This is a genomic window from Acinetobacter sp. AM (assembly GCF_003105055.1).
GTDB classification, from domain to species: domain Bacteria; phylum Pseudomonadota; class Gammaproteobacteria; order Pseudomonadales; family Moraxellaceae; genus Acinetobacter; species Acinetobacter tibetensis.
The window spans coordinates 45,964-66,983 of the sequence record NZ_QETG01000018.1; the positions used below are offsets into that span (position 1 = coordinate 45,964).

A 21,020-nucleotide genomic window follows, 5' to 3' on the forward strand; every position below is an offset into this window, starting at 1 on the left:
GGTGAAAATTCTAACTTCAGCACCGAAATATTGCTAAATTCATCCCAATTCTTGTACTGTCAAACGACTATAAGATCAATCACAATGGATATTGATCGAAGTATTCAAATAAAGAATTTCTCTGTCTGTTTACGCTGACTGAGCAATGATCTTTAACACCGTATTCGCCCATTCAGGTAAATCTGGATTCACACGGTAATACACCACGGCCCTTTGCGCTGATCCAATAAAACCGACAAATTTCTTAACAATGCCAAATGTCATAAAATCTTAGGCTAACTCAATTGCAATAATTCAGTCAGTTCACAGATGCAAATATTTTCCCGTACCATGATTCACTTGATAATCTCCAAGCGAGTGGCGTCAGAGAGACATTTAAAGAAATCAATTTGATCCATTTTTCAGCCTATCATTTAATAATTTAAAGCATACCTATATCCACATATAAGTGCGATAAAGTTGATTTAATGAAAAATGATGTCTAAAAATGATTAAGATTTATCATAATCCTGCTTGTGGTACGTCTAGAAATACCCTTGGTCTAATACCAAACACAGGTCAAAAATCAGAAATTATTGAATATCTTAAAACCCTGCCTACTAAACCAGAAATTGATCGATTGAATCAAGCGCTCAGGTTTATCTGTTCGTAACGCTATACGCGAAAATGTTCCATCTTATGAAGAACTAAAATTGGAGCAGTCAATGCATAGTGATGAGCAACTTATTGATTTTATGCTGCAATATCCAATTTTAATCAATCGCCCTTTTGTGGTAACGGAACTTGGCGTAAGGTTGTGTCGTCTCTCTGAAGTCGTTCTTAAAATTCTTTCTGCACCACAACGGAATTCTTTTAACAAAACGATGGTGAGCGATTAATCAATGAAAATGGAAAATTGATTGAAAAGTAAAATGTATTTAAGAAAAAAGGCGCTTTCGATGCGCCTTTTTTCTAACATTAAATTCAGAAGAATCGAACATAACCCAAGCTCAATTTATTCCAGTCCTGATGATCTTGATATTGGTATTCCCACCCTACACGTAATGCATTCTGCGCATTCAAGGCATACTGCACTTGCGAATTCAATCGAACTTGCCACTGGTGTGAATCTTCCCAATATGGCAATTCGACCTGCACAATCGAATTAATATGGTCTGTCCAAATATTCTGACAACCGACCGTCGGCCCCATACCCAATCGCCAGCCTTTATCTAATGATTTTCCACCTTGAAGATAGGTTTGCATTTGTGCATAACATAGATTTTCTCGGTTTGAATCTGCATAGCTATAACCCATCTGCATTTTTAAACTGGCAACACCATGTTGATCCTGTTCGCTAAAATTTCCAGAAGAATCAGTCGCTTCTTGTTGCCAACCCAGATTAAACCCCCATGTCAACGGCGTTTTAAACGCTGTAATCGGGTTATAAGAATTTACTGTCAGAAAGTCAAAATGTTCTAACTTTAATTCATCCTCACGCAATTGAATGGCGCCATCCCAAAACAACAATTGTGTTCCGACTCGGTATCCACCTTGAGGATCAATCAAATCATGATAGGCTTGACGGTGTCCCAACTCAATAAATTCATCGCCTTGCACAGTTCCTGCTTTTACCGAGAAATTTCGAGCATCATGAGATTTTGTCGGATCAATACGTGGGCGCTCAGGCGCTTGGCGCTGCTTATCTAAATCAATCGTACTGCGTAAAATGAGTAATTCACGTAGATTAGGCTGTGCAAAAGCGACGTCTACTTTACGTGCAACCAACTGCAAATACAGATCGTCATAGGCCATTTCTAAAATTTTGGCACGATCTTCCGCAGAATAAGCTGCCAAAATCTCTAATCTTTGTTTTTGTTCAGTAAAAGCAACCTGATGGGCTGTTTTAGCCAAACTTTGCCCATGCTGTTTGGCTTGTGCCAATAATTGGGTTTCTAAGGCAGGACGATAGACTGTTTCACGAACAATTCCTTGCTGATCAATCGCTTTAATGGTCTGCATTGGAATGGCTGCGACTTTAAACTGTTGACTTAAATTAAGTTCGGGACGCACTAAATCAATCAGTCCTAACAGTCGGTAAGCACAGTTATCACTGACAAAATAATAGGGAAAAGTCACATGTTGCATTTCCCAGATATGCTGTACCAAAAAGCGAGTTTCTTCTGGGTTTAAATTAAGTTCATATTCCCATAAGTCACGACTTTCTAAGTCTCCATATTCTTTTACTTTGCGATAATACGGCATTAAAGAATATTCGCCAGGATATTGTCCCGTTAAGCCTTTCCAAGCAAAAGACCAACCATCAGCGCCTGCGACCGTGGCTGCATAGTTCACCGCATAGGAAACCAAATTTAATTGTTTCTGATCTTTGGGGTCTAAACGCAATAAAGTGTGCCCAAACATTGAACTTGGATTGCCCATAAAGTCAGTTGCATAAATTAAAGTCGCTTTATAGGGCTTAATTTCACCAATCCATTTGTCTAATTCAGGACATTCAACTTGTGGTAAATCTGTCGCGGGAATATTCAGTTGCTTGATTAACCATTGACTGCGTGCTGGAAATTTACAACGTACTGATTGATTCGGCGCTGCGGATAAGAACAATGCTTCGATATTGGCATTTAATTCATTTTGTAAATGTGTGCGCCCTTCTGGACTCAGAAAATAACCTGCATAGTGAACTTCACTTTGCCCTTTGGCATTGGCATACATTAATCTTTGCCAAGTTGTCTGTTGTGCCAGATGTTGCTGGGTCGCCATTTGAACATAGTAGATAGATGATGTCGGTTCAACCGCATACGCCAGACTAGAACCGAATAAAGCCGTAAATAAAGCAATCTTTTTCATTAAATTTAATTTTTTTGAGATATAAAAAACCCTGTCAGATTGACAGGGTTTTACAACAATCGATTAGACGTAAGCTTTAAGAACTTGGTCTTTTGCCATTACAGCTTGTAGTGATGTGAGCACTTGGTAGGAATCTTTATTCTCTGTAGAGTAAATCTCAGCAAAGTTTTGCTTAGATACGGCAAAGAAACGCGCTTTATCTTGCGCTTTAATATTGAGTAATTCAGCCAATACATTCAAGCTTTCGCCCTGACCTACCGCCATATCACGCGCCAATGCTTCTGCATTTTCATTGGTAAACGTGACTGCTTGTGCAGTGACTGTACCCGAACCACTACAACCAAGCGTACCAAAGGTGATACCAAATAATTGGTTAAGGAAGATAGTATTTGTTGTAGCGGCAAGTAACTTCGGCACTTTACCTGATTGACCCGCCCAAATCTCAGAACCAATACCGCAACCTGCATCGCTATCTGCAAATGCTGCTGTAGAACCTATTGCCAATACTGCTGCTAACGCTACTTTTTTTAACATCGCACTTCTCCAGAATTATTCTATGAGTGTTCTAATTATTTACATGTAATAATGGATTACACGAACTTAGATTATCCGCATATCTTTAATAACGCAAAACAATTTATTCTAAAGTTAAAAAAATAAAACTAAACTATTCATATTCATAATTATTTAACTGCCAATCACCCTTTGAGTTGCGTATTCCAAGTATTTTCAAGACTAAAACTAGACTTAACAATAGCAACAAATACCATGAACCGAGCTTGCCCCAACCCACCATATGCCAAGCATCGACCTGACTTGGATAAAGCCAAATTTTGTAGAAAGTACTCACGTTTTCTGCAAGCCAAATAATAAAAGCCAAGACCCACAAAATAGGCAACATCGGCAATTGAATGGTGTGATGTTGTAACTCAAAACGAATCTTGGTTTTCCAAAACATCACAATACTCCAGCCAAACAATACATAGCGAATATCTGGAATAAAGAATTTGCTCATAAAGTTCAAATAAGACAACACCGCCAAGGTCAACATATGACTGAACTTTGGCAAAGCCTTAAAAGACACGGTATAAAGCCGTAAAGAACGAGCAAAAAAGCTTCCGACGGCTGAATACATAAACCCAGCAAATAAAGGCACTGTCCACAGTTTAAAAATTGCAGGTTGTGGATATTGCCATGAAGCAATGGCTGGATGCGTAAGGAAAATTTCCATCCCCATTGCCATAATGTGAAACAGCGCGATGACTCTGGCTTCTGCCCAAGATTCTAATTTTAAATATAATAAGCAGCACTGAATAATTAAGGCATAAAACAACAGGTAGTCATAACGATAAAAACCATAATGTTGCTCATAACCTAATGGAGCAGTAAATACAAAAGCCAATAATAAAAGTATTCCAAATAAGGCAGCCGAAGCTGCCTTATAAGAAAACTCAACACAAGATTGAGCAACACGCAACACTGTAAATACTCAACCTAAATTTATAGATACTTTGCGCTATATTCATGTACGGTGTCGATAAACACTTTCGGATGATCTGGATTCACCCATTGGGTAATACCATGACCCAAATTCGCAATATATCCCGTTTTTTCACCATTGGCATACGCGTCATCTAACATGGCTTGAGTGGCTTTTTGAATCGTTTGCGATGATCCGTATAGGGTTGCAGGGTCTAAGTTACCTTGTAATGCTGCACGACCATTGACAATTTTACGTGCTACAGTTAGTGGCGTCGTCCAGTCTAATCCAAGTGCATCTGCACCTGTTGCAACCATTGGCTCTAGCCATTGACCACCACCTTTAGTGAATAAAATCACTGGAATTTTTAGACCATCTTTTTCACGTTTTAAGCCACAAACAATTTTTTGCATGTAATTTAATGAAAATTCGATGTATTCACGATGCGCTAATGCCCCGCCCCAGCTATCAAAAATTTGAACAGCTTGTGCGCCCGCATCAATTTGTGCATTTAAATAGTCAATAACTGCAATGGCCAAACGATCAAGCAAAGCATGTAAAACTTCAGGCTGTGCGTACATCATGTTCTTAGTAAAGCGGAAGTCTTTACTGGAACCGCCTTCAACCATATAAGTCGCTAAAGTCCATGGGCTTCCCGAAAAACCAATCAACGGCACCTGACCGCCTAAAGCAGAACGAATGGTCGATACCGCATTCATGACATAATCTAAATCCGACTTTGCATTGAATGTCGGTAAATTCATGACATCTTGTTCAGTACGTACAGTTTTATGGAACTTTGGGCCTTCGCCTGCTTCAAAATACAGACCTAAACCCAATGCATCTGGAACGGTCAAAATATCTGAAAATAAAATTGCGGCATCTAAGTCATAACGACGTAAAGGTTGTAAGGTCACTTCACATGCAAACTCAGTATTTTTACATAAAGAAAGGAAATCACCTGCCTTTGCACGTGTTTCACGATACTCAGGTAAATAGCGCCCTGCCTGACGCATCATCCATACAGGCGTAGTATCAACAGGCTCACGCAATAAAGCACGCAGAAAACGATCATTTTTTAAGGTCGCCATTGACTTTCCTAACTTAATTTAATCTTTGCAGCATCATAACAAAAAGGACTAAATTTTAATAACTTCTAACACGATTAAAATTTAATGTTCTTGTTCGACAAATGTCTATTTACACAAAACAAATACTGCATCTGCCATTTTTTTCTGCAATACTTGTGTCGTTTGTCACTTAGTAAATGAATAATTCTTAAGGTTGAATTACATGTTCGTTCGCACAATACTCGCAATGAGTTTAGGCTGCCTTTTTGCTGGCACAGCTTTTGCCACAGCTACTACTGCTGAACAACCATTAAAGCCCAAAGTCGTTACCAATACTGCCGTAGAAGACCCGATTAATCCTCTTGCAATAGGCTCTGCATCTTCAGCGCAAGATACACAAATTACGCCTCAAGAACAGCAAGACTTAAATAAAGCGTCGCAAACTTTACAAAATCTTCAACAATCTGAAGATAATACAGCAGATATTGGAACCGCTCCAGCCAGCTCAGCTATAGCAACAAGTGCGGCAACAGCACCTACTTCTCCTGCTGCAAAGGCCTCTTGGACACTTGATGGTCTAAATAATGCATCTTGGTTTGACAACATTGGTAAAGGTCAATTCCCTGTCTATGCACGAACGCAAGTCATGTTGAATAACTCACATGCTTCACCAGGTGCAATCGACGGTACCAGTGGTAAAAATACATTAAAAGCACTTGCTACTTTTCAGCAAATGAATGGTTTACAACCAACTGGGACGTTAACCAAACAAACTTGGGATGCCTTAGTGGCTAAACAAGGGAATCGTCCAGCATTTGTAGAATACACCATTACCGATGCTGACCTTAAAGGTCCATATGCACCATCTATTCCACACGACTACGCATTACAAGCCAAAATGAAAGGTTTGTACTACACTCGTGTGACTGAAATGTTGGGTGAAAAATTCCATATGGATGAAGATTTCTTAAAGAAACTTAATCCAAAAGCAACATTCAAGAAAGCTGGTGAAAAGATTATTGTGACGAATATTCGCAATGAACTCCCAGAAGACATTCATTTAATTGTTGCGCATAAAGGTGCAAAACAACTGTATCTATTTAATAGCCGCAACCAAATGATTGCTTCTTTCCCTGCGACCATTGGTAGCTCGGATACCCCATCACCAGAAGGTACCTATAAAGTCACTGGCGTAGCACCAAACCCGTGGTATAGCTACTCACCAAGCAACTTTGTACAAGGTAAAAACTTAAAGCCGCTTTCGTTACCACCTGGTCCAAATGGCCCTGTAGGTAATATTTGGATTGGTCTAAGCAAAAAATCATTTGGTATTCACGGTACACCTAACCCATCTGCAATTTCAAAAACTGCATCGCATGGCTGTATCCGTTTAACCAACTGGGATGCCAACGACCTCGGTAAAAAAGTTCGTTCTGGCGTGACTGTGAAATTCTTACAGTAATTCTAGAAAAGCAGTCAAAAATAGCCTGCTTTTGCAGGCTATTTTTTTAAGCTACATTTCTTACAGTTTTTTGTTGCAAAAATAGAACGAATTGTCGCTTTTATATAATTTAAACAACATAATCGAAACACTATAATGAGCCCATGAACAAATTAAAAATAGGATAACGATCATGCAAAGTTATTTACATCGTAGTGAAAATCGCGGTCATGTCAAAGCAGGATGGCTCGAATCAAAACATAGTTTTTCTTTTGGCAGTTGGTACGATCCAAAATATATGGGAGTGAGCGTATTACGTGTCATTAATGATGACTTAATTGCAGCCCATAATGGCTTCGGCACACACCCACACGACAATATGGAAATTTTGACCTGTGTACTTGAAGGGACAATTTCTCATAAAGACAGTATGGGCAATGAACGTCATATCTCTGCGGGTGAATGGCAGCTCATGAGTGCAGGTACAGGTGTACAACATAGCGAAATTAATCAGGGCGATGTTCCCGTACACATGCTACAAATTTGGATTCATCCTAATGTACGTGATGCCGAACCTAATTACCAACAGATTCAATGTGATCCAAAATTACATCCGAATCAATGGCATGTCATTGCAGGTCCAAATGGTGATGCTGCTATGCAAATCCGTCAGCAGGCTGAGGTTAAAACCGCCTTTATACAAGCGACGCATAGTTTGGCAGTCAAAGCGACGCAGAAACTCAATTATGTCCATGTGATTTCTGGCGAGCTTGAAATTGCAGGTGAGACCTTAAAAGCAGGTGATGCTTTAGCATTTGCCGAAGAAGCTGAAATTAAAGCTTTGGCAGACAGTCAATTAATTTGGTTTGATTTACCTGTTTAATCAGTACATGCATTGCTAGGCATGGGTTTGATTTACTAATGTCTTTGAATGCTATCTCATATTGATAGCTCTAGAATAAAAAACCTCACAATTGTGAGGTTTTTTTATTCTATTTAGAAATTAATAGCCCCAAGCTTTTGGGTCTAATGGTAAATCTACAGCAACTGAAAGCCCTGTATCATTACCATGCACATCTGAATCACTCACCCATCCATTTAATTTCAAAGGAATATCTGGGCGAAGATAATGTGACCATGTTAAATCGAGTGCTTTCACTTCATCTTTTTCTGGAAATGCCTGATTAATATCCAGATTAGATTGATTGGCTTTAGCCACTAAAACACGTCCAGAAACACGGTTCATAGGATCCAAACGAATATTACCGCCGACTGAATACATTTCACCATCACCACCCATCGCATGACCTAATGGGAAGCCATGTTGGTAGTAACCATCTTTATAGACATAGTGATTATACGAAATACCTTTTACATCACCATTGGTACGGGTATCCGCCCACTCTGTATACAATTGGAATGGCATATTTTTAAAACTTGAAGAATAATCTACGCCAGCTAAATACATTTTTTTAGATGGAAGCAGCCCCGCCTCATCTTCACCCACATACTGACCATAAACACTCAGCGGCGTATTCAACCATTGATTCAAATTTAAACGTGCATCAAAGCCAGCAAGTTGGTTCGATTTATCATCATCCGAATTATAGAAATTATCATTCCCTTTAATTGCATTCCATAATGAATCCAAACTTTCCGAGCGCCCATCCCCTCCCCATTGAATCATGCGCGATGCACCCAACTCCAAATACGGCAAAGGCTGTGCAGTTAGACGCAAGCCAATGAGTTTTGTATCTGGAATAGCATCATAATCCGCGAGTTGTCCTGCAAAGGCTTGATATTGCCAAGGTCCAATCCACGATAACCATTTAGTTTCGAATGCACTTTGGTCAGCACGCTGCATGGTCAAACCATAAACAGGACGGCTTGCATCACCACGGATTAAGCTGCCATCATGTCCTGGCCCCCAATACGTTGGCATTTGACCTGCAATCAACCACTGGTTCCACAGCTTACCCGCCAAATATGAACCTTCAACATTTACATATTCCCCATTATCAATCATTGGGTCATGTTCAACGTTTATTTTTAATTTGGCATCCCAATTCTCGCTACCCGCATTTAATTCCAATGCACCCACATATTGAGACTTGTTACTTGTAGCAAATGCTTGTGGAAATTGCTTTTCATCAGTTGCAGCATAAAGACTCACTTTCGCCAGATGATTGTCTGCTTTTAGACTGGCTAGAACAGAGTCAATTACTTTTTGTTGTTCTGGTTGACTGATGCGGGCTTGGGATAACGCACGTTGAATTTCATCCCCACTCATTGGCCATGTTGAGGTACTAATTTGAATAACACCTTGTTGATTTAACCAGTTCAAATCCGAACGTAAATCTTCATTATTCACGACAATCCCTTGCGCAAAACCAGATGACGCAGACACCACCAACAACGCCGAAACTAAAGATCTTTTTAAAAACATTATCGTGACTTTCTCGTTACTTAATTCTGCCGACTACCATATTTTCTTTGATTCAATATTGCAACCTGAGTATTGATTTTTGTTGTAAATCAGCAATAAAAAAACTCGCATAAAGCGAGTTTTTTTATGAGATACAAAGCTTAGTCTTTACGGCGCATGTGTGGGAATAAAATCACATCACGGATACTTGGCGCGTCAGCAAATAACATGACTAAACGGTCAATACCAATACCTTCACCCGCAGTTGGAGGCAAACCGTATTCAAGTGCTTCAACAAACTCTGCATCGTAGTGCATCGCTTCATCATCACCCGCATCTTTTTCCTGGACTTGTGCTTGGAAACGTTCTGCTTGATCAATTGGATCATTCAACTCTGAGAAACCATTTGCTAATTCACGACCACCGATAAAGAACTCAAAACGGTCGGTAATATGCGGATTATCATCATTACGGCGCGCTAAAGGTGAGGTTTCAGCTGGATATTCAGTAATAAAGGTCGGTTGACGTAATTTGGTTTCAACCGTTTCTTCAAACACGATAGTTTGTAATTTACCCAAACCAAAACCAGGCTTCACTTCTTCTTTCAACACTTCTTTGGTGAATTTAGCCAAGAACTCACGGTCATTTACATTTTCAGGGGTGAAGTCTGGGTTGTTTTCCAAGATTGCATCAAACATTGAAATTTTCTTGAACGGCCCTTTAAAGCTGAAGACTTCACCTTGATACGGCACATCAGTGCTGCCCAAAATATCCAAAGCCAATTTTTCCAGCATATTTTCAGTCAAAGCCATTAAGTCTTTGTAATCTGCATAGGCTTGGTAAAATTCAATCATGGTAAATTCAGGGTTATGGCGCGTTGAAACCCCTTCATTACGGAAGTTACGGTTAATTTCAAATACGCGCTCAAAACCACCAACCACCAAACGCTTTAAATAAAGTTCAGGCGCAATACGCAAGAACAAAGGCATATCCAAAGCATTATGATGCGTTTCAAATGGACGTGCAGATGCACCACCTGGAATCACATGCATCATTGGTGTTTCAACTTCCATGAAACGTTCGTTGTTCAAGAATGTACGAATTCCTGCAACAACTTTGGCACGAATTTCAAAAGTTTTACGTGTTTCTTCATTCACAATCAAATCAAGATAACGCTTACGGTATTTAACTTCAGTGTCATTTAGACCATGGAACTTATCTGGCAGTGGACGTAATGATTTCGTCAATAATTCAAAATGTTGAATATGAACATATAAATCACCTTTGCCCGAACGACCAATATAGCCTTCTACCGCAATAATATCACCAAGATCTAAACCTTTAATGGTCGCTAAAGTGGCTTCGTCTAACTCTTTGCGTGCAACATAAAGCTGAATACGACCTGTCATATCTTGAATCACAATAAATGATCCACGATTTAACATGACACGACCTGCAACTTTTACATAAACATGCTCGGCTGCTTCAATCTGCTCTTTCGATTGATCTTGAAATTGTTCTTGTAAATCTTGTGCATAATGTTCGCGCTTGAACGAGTTCGGCCATGGGCTAACGCCCGTTTGTTTGGCTTGCTCTTCAATTTGCTTCAACTTGGCATGACGCTGTGCAATTAAATCGTTTTCGGAAATAGGTTGTTCAGAAGTCGATTGAGCGTTGTTTTGCGTCATCTCTGCCTCGTAAAAATACTAAAAAATGAAGTGCTATAGCATAGCAGATTCATTCATGATTTCGTATGATTTCTCTTAAACAAAATAATGACCGTGAATTTAACTTTCTTTTTTACAACTCTATTATTTTATTGTTCTGCTAATTCTCGAACACGCTGCAATCCTTGTTCAAAAGCTTGCTCCATCATGTATTTATAATCTTCCATCGTTTCCAATTCGACACTCAGTACAGTTTTTCCATCAACTTCCTCCAAAGAATATTGTTCGAGCAATCCTTGCCATTGCTGAACTTCAGGGCTAGTTAAATCCTCCACCCCACCTTGTAATAGACCTTGATATTGAAAAATAACTGAACAATGCGGTAGATAAACTAAAATGGTGGCAATCAAACCACCGCCCTTACTGTCTATAAATAAAGTTCTTCCGCCAACTGTCCAATCGGACTGTATTTTTGATCCTTCCGTAAAGAACTTGGTCCATTCAGTATAAGTATCTGGAGACCAAAGAATATTCCATATTTTTTCAGGGCTTGCCTCTATACAGATACTAAAGCGTAGATGTTCCATCATTTTGTTTTTCTCAAACGAGTTCCTTCCAAACTACTGAATAATTACAATAAGCAGTAAAATAAATCGTTAAAAAATATTTATCAACTTTGCTAATTCAGCAATAAACACAACATATCTCTCTGTTTTATCTATTATTAAAAACCACATCACCCTATTGCACACATCCCCCTTAGACCAAATGCTAAGATCAATGCCAACTGAAGATTCGTAAAATAAAAACAATTTAAAAAAGTTGAAAAGTGAACGTTTATTAATCCGTTCTATCTTTGCAAAAAGAGAGCCTATGAATGCGATAACCATCAATATAGACCAATCGAAAATTCTTTTTTTTCATGGATTAGACTCGTCCAAAGAATCGACCAAATTCCATGCTATTGACTCTGCAAAAAAATATTGTATAGATGTCGATTACAGAAATTTAAACTATTCCACTGTTGCCGAATTTTATAAAAATGCTTTAGTCACTATTAAACCAGACTTATTAATAGGCCACAGTTTAGGCGGATATTGGGCGCTCAAAATGTCCTTACAACACCGAATTCCTTGTATTGTAGCGAATCCCAATTTAACTCCAGATTTCCGCTCTGATTATCCTGCAATTACTGAATTAGATTTAGAACATGATATTCCTCAAATTGCCTACATTGAGCTTGGTGATGAGGTTTTAGACATGTACGCGACTACAGCTTTTTTAGAACCTTATATGCAAGTCGAAACGGTTGAAGGCGGACATCATCGACTGGTTACGCCTGAACGCATCAACCATCTCATTCATTATATGGAACAAACCTTTATTTTTTAGCGCAATAAAAAAGCCAATCAAATGCATTTGATTGGCTTTTTTGCAAATATTACGTGCTTAAGCGACAGCAGCTTCTAATGGTTTTGAATTTTCTTCCAACACTGTCCACACTTTAAAGCCTAAATCTTGATGCAAAGTTGGTAAATCTAAGAAAATGCTCGCACCCAATACTTGATGCTGACATTTATCCATTAATTGTTTTACAGCTTTTAATGTCCCGCCTGTGGCAAGCACATCATCTACAATAATCACTTTTTGTGGCTGAATATTGGCTGCAATTTCTAAACGATCTACACCATATTCAAGACTATACCCCACACCAACCACTGGAGGTGGTAATTTCCCTGCTTTACGAACCAATAAAAGACCTTTATTTAAGCGTTGAGCCAATAGGCTTGCAAGCACAAAACCACGTGCTTCAACCGCTACAAAGCTCTCTACTTCTGCCAACTGTTCTGCTGGAATACTTGCAATAAGAGCATCGGCTAATGGCGTAATATTACTCATAAACAATGGGGTCAAATCATAGAAACAAATTCCCGGTTTTGGGAAATCTTGGACAGTACGAATGTGTGACCACAATACAGCAGACAAATTTTTCATGGGAGAGAATTTAAAACGAAAAGAATAGGTGAATTTTAACGTTTATTCGACGTTCAGGATAGATAATAGCCAACTTTTCAGGCGAGGATATTTTTTATTGATTTCTACAAGAACTTGAATTATATAAATAATTTTTATAATAAATATTAACTATAGACTTGTATGATTCTAATATAGCAATTTTACTGTTTTAAATCTGCTCGACCTTAGTCTGATAATCCTCCAATAAAACCCGTTGTAATGAGTTTTCTCTAAATTGTCTAACAAAAATACATGGCTACGTTTGAATTGATAAGTTTTGTCCTACTCAGCCATTCAGATCTGTAATTCTCTAATTAAAATCCGATATTTGCTTTACATTCGTCCTAGAACTGCGTAAAAATTTAGGCGAAAATAGCGCTAGCAATTAGATCATTAGAGCCATGCGGTATATGAGTTATTGCTGATCTAAAATATCCCGATCAGAATTGGAGAATCAGATGAAAAAGTATCAATGCATCGTTTGTGGATGGATTTACGACGAAGCAGAAGGCTGGCCGCAAGACGGTATCGTTGCGGGCACCAAATGGGACGATATTCCAGATGACTGGACTTGCCCAGATTGTGGTGTTTCTAAAGCCGACTTTGAAATGATTGAAATTTAATAATAACTAAAAGACCCTTCTAGTGGTCTTTTTTTACACCTTATTTTTGGAGAAAAAAATGCAGCCTATCGTTATCATTGGTTCAGGCATGGCTGGCTATACCGTGGCACGTGAGTTTCGCAAACTCAATGCGGAACAAGAACTGATTATGATTACCGCAGATGATGCCAGCAATTATGCGAAGCCAACCTTATCTAATGCATTAGCAGGCAAAAAATCTCCTGAACAAATCGCCTTGGGTGATGCTGAAAAAATGAGTACTCAGCTCAATATGCGCATTGAAACCCATACTTGGGTTAAAGAAATTCGTAGTGAGCAACATCAACTTGTCTTAGAAAAAGACGGTGAATCGAGTACCTTAGACTATGCAAAACTGATTCTTGCGGTAGGTGCAAATCCAATTCGTCTAGCAATTGCTGGAGATGGCAGTGATGATATTCATGTGGTCAACTCTCTCAATGACTATAAAGCATTCCGTGAAAACCTAGACAAACGTCAAGATAAACGTGTGGTGATTTTAGGTGCAGGATTAATTGGCTGCGAGTTCGCCAATGATCTACAAAATACAGGACATCATGCCACGGTCATCGATTTGGCTGCACAACCTTTAGGTCGACTACTGCCTGCGCATATTGCTTCAGCCTTCCAAGAAAATCTGGAAGAAACAGGTATTCATTTTGTATTGGGCACGACTGTTGAGAAAGTATCTAAAGTCGAAAATGGCGATTATCTTGTCACTTTAGCCAATGGACAATCTGTAATCGCTGATATAGTACTTTCAGCAATTGGTTTACAGCCCAATATTAGTTTGGCTAAAACAGGCAATATTCACACCAGTCGTGGCATTTTGACCAATAGCCATTTGGAAACCAATCAAGCGAATATTTACGCAGTGGGTGACTGTGCAGAAGTGAATGGCACACTACTTCCATATGTAATGCCAATCATGCAACAGGCACGAGCACTGGCAAAAACCTTAAATGGTGAGCATACTGCAGTACATTATCCTGCGATGCCTGTAGCGGTCAAAACGCCTGCGGCACCACTCACTGTTTTACCAGCGCCGATTGATGTTGACGTGAATTGGGAAACGGAAGAATTTGATGATGGTATGTTAGCCAAAGCATTTGATAGTACAGGGACTTTACGTGGCTTTGTACTTTTAGGTGCAACAGCAGCGAAACAACGATTAACACTAACCAAGTTAGTTCCAGACTTGATTCCTGTATCAGTTTAAGTTCAAAATAGAGAGGACGTTCACATTTTTGAATGTCCTCTTATTAGGGGAGAAAGAAGAATGAATAGCGTATTACAATTCAAAAATTCACCTTACACCCCGTTTATGCATGAAACCAAGGTAAACTTGGGGAATGGAATTGAATTACACGTCGAAGTTGGTGGTCAACCTGAGCATCCAACTATTTTACTTATTATGGGTTTAGGCGCTCAATTATTATTCTGGCCCGATTTCTTTTGTAAAACACTGATTGATCATGGCTATCGCGTTGTTCGTTACGATAATCGTGATATTGGTTTGTCTTCTAAAATACGTCATCAGGGACCACGTCTAAATACCATTAAATTAATGGGTCGTTTTGCACTGGGCTTAGAAAACCAAGGCGCACCTTATAATTTACATGATATGGCCGATGATGCCGCCTTGCTCATTGAGCGAATGGGACTGGAAAACGTCTTTGTACTGGGTGCATCCATGGGCGGAATGATCGCACAAATTCTAGCTGCAAAAAATCCAGATAAAGTCAGCAAATTAGGATTGGTGTTTACCAGCAACAATCAACCTTTACTCCCTCCTCCTTTTCCAAAGCAACTGTTCAGCATTATTGGCCGACCAGAATCGAATGATGAGGAAGGAATTATTAATCACAGTTTAAAAGTATTTAACATTATTGGTTCACCTGGTTATATCAATCAGCTTGAAACCATGCAAACCGCTCGTAGATTATATCAACGAAGTTATTACCCAGCGGGTGTACTTCAACAGTTTTTAGCAATATTATGTACAGGCTCATTGTTACAACTGGACAAGCAGATTCAACAACCGACCCTTGTGGTACATGGTTCACGTGATCGCTTGCTCCCGCCTAGTCATGGTAAAGCTGTTGCAAAAGCAATTACAGGCGCTAAGTTTGAATTAATTGATGGAATGGGGCATGATATCCCTCCGCATTTCATTCCTCATCTTAGCGGATTATTTGCTCATCATTTTAAATCTTAAACATTAGGACACTATGGCTGCATTACCATCCCTGAGACAGCTGTCATACCTTGTAACACTGTCTGAAACGCTGCACTTCACTGAAGCGGCGCGTCGTTCGTTCGTGACCCAATCTACTCTTTCGGGTGGGATCATGGAACTTGAACGCTTACTGGGTGGCGTCCTCGTTGAACGCGATCGCCAAAATGTACGTTTAACCCCGCTTGGTGAACAAGTTGTCGCTCGAGCCCGTGTTCTACTTGCCGATGCTCAAGACTTAATGCGCTTAAGTCGTGAAATGAGTGAGCCTTTGACTGGCGATCTACATTTAGGTGTTATTCCAACGATTGCGCCTTTTATTTTGTCACAACTACTTGACGAAGTGCATAAGCAACTTCCTAAAATTCAGTTGCATTTGCATGAAGCACAAAGCGAAAAAATTGTTGAAAAACTGGAACATGGTAACTTAGACATGGTGTTATTGGCTCTGCCATTTGACACGCGTGGACTTAAAGTTGCTGAAATTGCAAAAGAAGACTTGTTCTTGGTGTGTCATAAATCTGACCAACGTTCAGCACAAGCGGTAACGCTGGAAGATTTAGATTTATCACGTTTAACGTTGTTGGAAGAAGGACATTGCTTACGTGATCATGCCTTAAGTGCCTGCCCAATTGGGGAACGTAAAAATGATCACCGCTTAAAGGCAAGTTCATTACCGACTCTAATTGAAATGGTCTCTGCAAACTTGGGCTTTACTTTATTGCCTGAAATTGCTTTGCACACCAATATGATTAAAGCCAACCCAGACTTGATTGTAAAACCGATTCAAGATGCACCAAGTCGCACATTGGCATTAATTACTCGTAAGAGCACACCATTGCAAAGCGAATTTGATGTGCTATTGCAAATCTTACAGAAAATTACCTAAGAACGAATTTTCAGGTTCAATCTTTAAAAAACCCAGTGTCAGCACTGGGTTTTTTATTTTTACAATGGTGACATTCTTAAAATTACTCTGCATCACCCCATCCCAAATGCAATACATCTGCAATCAATTGTTTTTATTTTGTATTACCTCTTTAAAAAGTGCATTTTTTAAGAAAACGTTCAGGTTCAGAATTTATAAATGCGCAATGAACAAAAGACCTTAGTCGACTCCCAGAAATAAGAACAATTTTGAGTTTTTGTGATCACTAATCTCCCGCACTAAAAGTTTTTTAGAAGATATCGCTATGCTTGCTCGCTTTGCATCTCCTTGGTTTCCCCTTTCGCTAGGATTATTGTGTTCGCTCAGCGCGTCATTCAGTATGGCAGCCGAGCCTCCCAAAGTTGACTCATCTACCCTAACCATTATTGGCTATCATGAAATTACCGATCAAAAAAATGCCCTGATCCCCGATTATGCAGTAACACCACAACAGTTTAGTCAGCACCTTGACTGGCTACAAAACAATGGTTTTCACTTTGTCAATGTCAACCAATTGATTCAAGCCCACCAAGGCAAATACCGCTTGCCAAGTAAACCCGTATTATTGACTGTAGATGATGGCTATCAATCATTTTATACCCATGCCTACCCTATTCTTAAAGCCAAGCATATTCCTGTCGTACTTGCTGTGGTCGGTTCATGGCTCATCCCGAAAGCCAATCAAGCTGTACATTTTGGCGATGATGTTATTTCGCGTGACAAAATTCTGACTTGGTCAGAACTGAAAGAAATGCAGGACAGTGGTTTGGTCGAAATTGGGAATCATAGTTTTAATTTACATCGTGGCATTAATGCCAATCCGCAAGGTAATTCTGAACCTGCGGCCATTACACGTGAATATGATGCAAAACAGCAACGCTATGAAAATGATCAGCAATACACCACCCGCATTACCCAAGATTTAAAGCATAACAACGAGTTACTCCAAGCTCATAGTTTAAAAGCACCACGTGTCATGGTTTGGCCATATGGTCGCTATAACATGCAGGATGTGAATATTGCGAAACAGTTAGGTATGCCAATTACCATCACTCTGGATGATGGCCCCGATCATGTGCATGGTTCTTTGCAAACGCTGAACCGTATTTTGGTTGAAGGCAATATGAGTACCGCTGATCTGGCACAGGAAATCAAAAATCGTGAAATGAATTTGGGTGATAACAATCGTCCACAAAAAATCATGCATATTGATTTGGATTATGTTTATGACCCTAATCCTAAACAACAAGAACGCAACCTTGGCATTTTGCTAGATCGCATTCGTGCTATGGGGGTCAATACTGTTTATCTTCAGGCATTTTCAGATTCTGATGGTGATGGTTCTGCCAATATGGTGTATTTCCCTAATCGTCATTTACCTATGCGTGCCGATCTATTTAATCATGTGGCTTGGCAAATTCAGACTCGAACCCAAGTCAGCCGTATTTATGCTTGGATGCCACTCTTGGCATGGGAACTTCCCCAAACGGATCCTGTAAGCAAAGATGTGGTTGAGACGCAACAAGTCAGCCAAGATCATTTAAACATGGGGTATCTACGCTTATCGCCTTATTCTGCCCGCGCACGCCAAACCATCAGTGAAATCTATCAAGACTTAGCAAAATCTACACCGTTTAACGGCATTCTGTTCCATGACGATACCACCCTCTCCGATTACGAAGATGCCAGTCCAAATGCTTTAACGGCCTATGCGGCTGAAGGCTTGCCGACTGATTTAGCAAAAATTCGTGCAGATGATGCCTTGTTGCAAAAATGGACTGCATATAAAACCAAAACGATTGATGATTTTGCCATGCAGCTTGCCAGCCAAGTCCGTCAGTACGAACCCTTCCTGCTCACTGCACGTAATTTATATGCGCAAGTCGCATTAAAACCTTATGCGGAAAACTGGTATTCACAGTCACTTGAAGAGTCCTTAAAACGTTACGACTTCACTGCCATTATGGCAATGCCGTATATGGAACAAGCCCCTGATGCAGATCAGTTTTATCGAGACATCGTTCAACGGGTCAAATCTTTCCCGAATGGTATGAAAAAAACAGTCTTTGAATTGCAAGCGACCAACTGGCGTAACAATCAGAAAATTCCGTCACAGGAACTAGCAAGCACGATTCAGTCCTTATACAGCCAAGGGGTTATGCATGTTGCCTATTACCCTGACGACCCAATTCAAGGACATCCAGACCCAAAAGTCATGCATGATGTCTTTGCAACCAAATCTTCTCAATTAATTCCATAAAGGCAGTTGAGCATGTTCCCTCATTTCAATCTTTGGCTGCATCACGCGCTCAACTTTGTGTTTTATTACCCCTTGTTCATGTCTTACCTGTGGATGTTAGGTGCACTGATTTTCTATCGTAAAGAACGCAAACAACCTGCCTATCAACAACCCAAGACATTAGCGCACTACCCTCTGGTTGCGGTATTAATCCCTTGTTTTAATGAAGGTGACAATGCAGAGGAAACCATTAGTCATGCTTTAAAACTGGACTATCCGAATTTTGAAGTCATTGCGATTAATGATGGTAGTTCAGACAACACCGCTGAAGTATTGAATCGATTGGCACATCAACATGAACGCCTACGTGTGGTACATCTTGCGAAAAATCAAGGTAAAGCCATGGCATTACAAGCGGGTAGCATTGTGACAGAAGCAGAGTTCTTATTAGGAATTGATGGGGATGCACTACTTGATCCACATGCAGCGACATGGATGATACAACATTTCATTGCAAATCCGAAGATTGCAGCAGTGACAGGCAATCCACGTATTCGCACCCGTTCAACACTATTAGGACGTATTCAAGTGGGTGAGTTTTCTTCAATTGTGGGAATGATTAAACGTGCCCAGCGCAGCTTCGGACGACTATTTACAGTCTCAGGAGTAATTACGGCGTTTCGTAAAAGTGCCGTGCATCAGGTGGGATATTGGTCGCCCAACATGCTCACCGAAGACATTGACATCACTTGGAAATTGCAACGTGCGGGTTGGGACATCCAGTTTGAACCGAATGCTCTGGTGTGGATTTTAATGCCTGAAACACTTTCTGGACTTTGGAAACAACGTCTCCGTTGGGCAATGGGTGGTGCTCAAGTCTTAATCAAAAATTTGGATGTATTCATTCAACCCAAACTCAATTTTTTATGGCCACTGATGTTAGAGCTTTGTCTGACGCTGGTTTGGTCTTATTTAATGTTGTTATTGGCCGTTTTGTGGCTTGTGCATTTTATTTTCCCAATAGCCGCATTGAGTAGCATTAACTCTCCATTCTTACCTTATGGCAGTGGTGTATTACTGGGAGCGACCTGTCTTATTCAGTTTGCTTTAAGCAAATGGATGGATAGTCGTTATGAACCGAACCTAGGCAAGAACTACTTCTGGATGATTTGGTATCCATTTGTATTCTGGCTCATTACTATAAGTGCCACCATTATGGCTTTTCCAAAAGTACTGTTACGTGGTGAAGATAAGCGCGCGCGCTGGGTCAGCCCAGACCGTGGTATCCGTTTATAACACTCAACACGATTAGAGTATCTCAAAATGAAATCTCAACATGATTTAGTGATTGATTTGCGTCATTTATTGCCTTGGCATAAACGTTATATGTCCCACACCACTACGGCATTAATGTGGGGTGCATGGTTCATGCTTTGGCGCCCCTTCTTACTGGTCTGGATTCTCATCCAATTACAGAAAAGTACAGCGGTACACCATCTGATTAATGCGCTAAGTATAAGCCTTGAATATGGTGGATTAGAACTACTGCTCTGTAGTGTGGGTTTATTGCTCTGGAGCCGATTTATGCCGTCTGTGAGTGATAAAATGGAAAACTCAGAACACCCCTTAGCCACACAGCAATATGCCGATTATTTTGAGCTCAGCAACCAAAAAATTGTACAATCCAGACAGCATAAAATCACCGTGGTTCATCATAATGACCAAGGACAAATCGTTGATCTAGAATAATCAAATATAGATCACCACGCTCTTTCTAAAAACAATTGACCTCAATATCTCTTGGGGTCTTTTTTATTCAATTCATATTTTCAAAACCAAAGTATTGCCGCATCTAAATCCTTGCCAAAATAAAAACAAAGCTGCCTGCCTCTTGTTTTAATCATCATTGACGCTTTTGCTTTTGAAATATCTATGAAAATAGGCGTGAATCTGATTGAAGCATAGCAACCAATCTGCTTCTAATCGCAATGACTCCCTGTGCTAAAGCAGTCTTTCTTCACATCAAAACG

General features: G+C 39.9%; 18 protein-coding genes and 2 pseudogenes. 11 read left to right on the plus strand and 9 right to left on the minus strand.

Features of this window, described 5'->3' with window-relative positions; all coding sequences use genetic code 11:
- Positions 1-129: 129 nt before the first annotated feature.
- Positions 130-398 (minus strand): annotated as a pseudogene (locus DCO44_RS10880) (metalloregulator ArsR/SmtB family transcription factor).
- A gap of 89 nt (positions 399-487) precedes the next feature.
- Here DCO44_RS10880 and arsC point away from each other — a divergent pair.
- Positions 488-910 (plus strand): annotated as a pseudogene (gene arsC, locus DCO44_RS10885) (arsenate reductase (glutaredoxin)).
- 53 nt (positions 911-963) lie between these two features.
- On the opposite strand, the gene DCO44_RS10890 reads toward arsC, so the two are convergent.
- The 4 genes from DCO44_RS10890 to hemE form a co-directional block, all read right to left on the minus strand.
- On the minus strand, positions 964-2,847 hold the full coding sequence (locus DCO44_RS10890; RefSeq protein ID WP_116761812.1) for a DUF4105 domain-containing protein: 1,884 nt from the start codon (positions 2,845-2,847) through the stop codon (positions 964-966).
- A gap of 63 nt (positions 2,848-2,910) precedes the next feature.
- The gene (locus DCO44_RS10895; RefSeq protein WP_116761814.1) at positions 2,911-3,381 is read right to left on the minus strand and encodes a DUF3015 family protein; all 471 of its coding nucleotides are present in this window, start codon (positions 3,379-3,381) and stop codon (positions 2,911-2,913) included.
- A 133-nt stretch (positions 3,382-3,514) separates the two neighbouring features.
- Entirely contained in the window at positions 3,515-4,324 is an 810-nt protein-coding gene (locus DCO44_RS10900) for a DUF817 family protein (RefSeq protein WP_228157545.1), read from the minus strand.
- A 23-nt stretch (positions 4,325-4,347) separates the two neighbouring features.
- The gene (gene hemE, locus DCO44_RS10905; protein WP_116761818.1) at positions 4,348-5,418 is read right to left on the minus strand and encodes a uroporphyrinogen decarboxylase; all 1,071 of its coding nucleotides are present in this window, start codon (positions 5,416-5,418) and stop codon (positions 4,348-4,350) included.
- A 202-nt stretch (positions 5,419-5,620) separates the two neighbouring features.
- Between hemE and DCO44_RS10910 the strand changes: the two genes are divergently transcribed.
- Together DCO44_RS10910 and DCO44_RS10915 are read left to right on the plus strand one after the other, a co-directional pair.
- Positions 5,621-6,859 carry a L,D-transpeptidase family protein gene (locus DCO44_RS10910; RefSeq protein WP_116761820.1) on the plus strand — a complete coding sequence of 413 codons (1,239 nt, stop codon included), beginning with the start codon at positions 5,621-5,623 and terminating at the stop codon, positions 6,857-6,859.
- Positions 6,860-7,031: 172 nt separating this feature from the next.
- On the plus strand, positions 7,032-7,721 hold the full coding sequence (locus tag DCO44_RS10915) for a pirin family protein (protein ID WP_116761822.1): 690 nt from the start codon (positions 7,032-7,034) through the stop codon (positions 7,719-7,721).
- Positions 7,722-7,841: 120 nt separating this feature from the next.
- On the opposite strand, the gene DCO44_RS10920 is transcribed toward DCO44_RS10915, so the two are convergent.
- The 3 genes from DCO44_RS10920 to DCO44_RS10930 all read right to left on the minus strand — a co-directional run bounded on the left by DCO44_RS10920 (position 7,842) and on the right by DCO44_RS10930 (position 11,520).
- A complete protein-coding gene (locus tag DCO44_RS10920; protein WP_116761824.1) occupies positions 7,842-9,284 on the minus strand; it encodes a capsule assembly Wzi family protein in 1,443 nt (480 codons plus the stop codon).
- Positions 9,285-9,424: 140 nt separating this feature from the next.
- A complete protein-coding gene (gene lysS, locus DCO44_RS10925) occupies positions 9,425-10,951 on the minus strand; it encodes a lysine--tRNA ligase (RefSeq protein WP_116761826.1) in 1,527 nt (508 codons plus the stop codon).
- Between the two features lie 128 nt (positions 10,952-11,079).
- Positions 11,080-11,520: an SRPBCC family protein gene (locus DCO44_RS10930; protein WP_116761828.1), complete on the minus strand. Its 441-nt coding sequence runs from the start codon at positions 11,518-11,520 to the stop codon at positions 11,080-11,082.
- A gap of 283 nt (positions 11,521-11,803) precedes the next feature.
- Between DCO44_RS10930 and DCO44_RS10940 the strand changes: the two genes are divergently transcribed.
- Positions 11,804-12,322 carry a YqiA/YcfP family alpha/beta fold hydrolase gene (locus DCO44_RS10940; RefSeq protein ID WP_116761833.1) on the plus strand — a complete coding sequence of 173 codons (519 nt, stop codon included), beginning with the start codon at positions 11,804-11,806 and terminating at the stop codon, positions 12,320-12,322.
- Positions 12,323-12,379: 57 nt separating this feature from the next.
- Here the strand turns inward: DCO44_RS10940 and DCO44_RS10945 are convergent, their stop codons facing one another.
- Positions 12,380-12,925, minus strand: coding sequence for an adenine phosphoribosyltransferase (locus DCO44_RS10945; protein WP_116761835.1), 546 nt, complete (start codon positions 12,923-12,925; stop codon positions 12,380-12,382).
- Between the two features lie 479 nt (positions 12,926-13,404).
- Here DCO44_RS10945 and rubA point away from each other — a divergent pair, with 479 nt between their 5' ends.
- The 7 genes from rubA (at position 13,405) to pgaD (ending at position 20,739) form a co-directional block, all read left to right on the plus strand.
- Positions 13,405-13,569 carry a rubredoxin RubA gene (gene rubA / locus DCO44_RS10950; RefSeq protein ID WP_016166951.1) on the plus strand — a complete coding sequence of 55 codons (165 nt, stop codon included), beginning with the start codon at positions 13,405-13,407 and terminating at the stop codon, positions 13,567-13,569.
- Between the two features lie 58 nt (positions 13,570-13,627).
- Positions 13,628-14,806, plus strand: a complete 1,179-nt coding sequence (gene rubB / locus DCO44_RS10955) for a rubredoxin reductase RubB (RefSeq protein WP_116761837.1) — start codon at positions 13,628-13,630, stop codon at positions 14,804-14,806.
- A gap of 60 nt (positions 14,807-14,866) precedes the next feature.
- A complete protein-coding gene (estB, locus tag DCO44_RS10960) occupies positions 14,867-15,805 on the plus strand; it encodes an esterase EstB (RefSeq protein ID WP_116761839.1) in 939 nt (312 codons plus the stop codon).
- 13 nt (positions 15,806-15,818) lie between these two features.
- A complete protein-coding gene (gene oxyR, locus DCO44_RS10965) occupies positions 15,819-16,712 on the plus strand; it encodes a LysR family transcriptional regulator OxyR (RefSeq protein ID WP_116761840.1) in 894 nt (297 codons plus the stop codon).
- Between the two features lie 304 nt (positions 16,713-17,016).
- Positions 17,017-19,011, plus strand: a complete 1,995-nt coding sequence (gene pgaB, locus DCO44_RS10970) for a poly-beta-1,6-N-acetyl-D-glucosamine N-deacetylase PgaB (RefSeq protein ID WP_116761842.1) — start codon at positions 17,017-17,019, stop codon at positions 19,009-19,011.
- Positions 19,012-19,023: 12 nt separating this feature from the next.
- Positions 19,024-20,286: a poly-beta-1,6-N-acetyl-D-glucosamine synthase gene (gene pgaC, locus DCO44_RS10975; RefSeq protein ID WP_116761844.1), complete on the plus strand. Its 1,263-nt coding sequence runs from the start codon at positions 19,024-19,026 to the stop codon at positions 20,284-20,286.
- 27 nt (positions 20,287-20,313) lie between these two features.
- Entirely contained in the window at positions 20,314-20,739 is a 426-nt protein-coding gene (gene pgaD / locus DCO44_RS10980) for a poly-beta-1,6-N-acetyl-D-glucosamine biosynthesis protein PgaD (protein ID WP_116761846.1), read from the plus strand.
- The last annotated feature ends 281 nt before the right edge of the window (positions 20,740-21,020 follow it).

Excerpts from the sequence above, each read along its gene's own strand:
- DCO44_RS10890 (WP_116761812.1), bottom strand. The coding sequence starts at position 2,847 with ATGAAAAAGATTGCTTTATTTACGGCTTTATTCGGTTCTAGTCTGGCG.
- DCO44_RS10895 (WP_116761814.1), bottom strand. The coding sequence starts at position 3,381 with ATGTTAAAAAAAGTAGCGTTAGCAGCAGTATTGGCAATAGGTTCTACA.
- hemE (WP_116761818.1), bottom strand. The coding sequence starts at position 5,418 with ATGGCGACCTTAAAAAATGATCGTTTTCTGCGTGCTTTATTGCGTGAG.
- DCO44_RS10910 (WP_116761820.1), top strand. The coding sequence starts at position 5,621 with ATGTTCGTTCGCACAATACTCGCAATGAGTTTAGGCTGCCTTTTTGCT.
- DCO44_RS10915 (WP_116761822.1), top strand. The coding sequence starts at position 7,032 with ATGCAAAGTTATTTACATCGTAGTGAAAATCGCGGTCATGTCAAAGCA.
- DCO44_RS10920 (WP_116761824.1), bottom strand. The coding sequence starts at position 9,284 with ATGTTTTTAAAAAGATCTTTAGTTTCGGCGTTGTTGGTGGTGTCTGCG.
- lysS (WP_116761826.1), bottom strand. The coding sequence starts at position 10,951 with ATGACGCAAAACAACGCTCAATCGACTTCTGAACAACCTATTTCCGAA.
- DCO44_RS10930 (WP_116761828.1), bottom strand. The coding sequence starts at position 11,520 with ATGATGGAACATCTACGCTTTAGTATCTGTATAGAGGCAAGCCCTGAA.
- DCO44_RS10940 (WP_116761833.1), top strand. The coding sequence starts at position 11,804 with ATGAATGCGATAACCATCAATATAGACCAATCGAAAATTCTTTTTTTT.
- DCO44_RS10945 (WP_116761835.1), bottom strand. The coding sequence starts at position 12,925 with ATGAAAAATTTGTCTGCTGTATTGTGGTCACACATTCGTACTGTCCAA.
- rubA (WP_016166951.1), top strand. The coding sequence starts at position 13,405 with ATGAAAAAGTATCAATGCATCGTTTGTGGATGGATTTACGACGAAGCA.
- rubB (WP_116761837.1), top strand. The coding sequence starts at position 13,628 with ATGCAGCCTATCGTTATCATTGGTTCAGGCATGGCTGGCTATACCGTG.
- estB (WP_116761839.1), top strand. The coding sequence starts at position 14,867 with ATGAATAGCGTATTACAATTCAAAAATTCACCTTACACCCCGTTTATG.
- oxyR (WP_116761840.1), top strand. The coding sequence starts at position 15,819 with ATGGCTGCATTACCATCCCTGAGACAGCTGTCATACCTTGTAACACTG.
- pgaB (WP_116761842.1), top strand. The coding sequence starts at position 17,017 with ATGCTTGCTCGCTTTGCATCTCCTTGGTTTCCCCTTTCGCTAGGATTA.
- pgaC (WP_116761844.1), top strand. The coding sequence starts at position 19,024 with ATGTTCCCTCATTTCAATCTTTGGCTGCATCACGCGCTCAACTTTGTG.
- pgaD (WP_116761846.1), top strand. The coding sequence starts at position 20,314 with ATGAAATCTCAACATGATTTAGTGATTGATTTGCGTCATTTATTGCCT.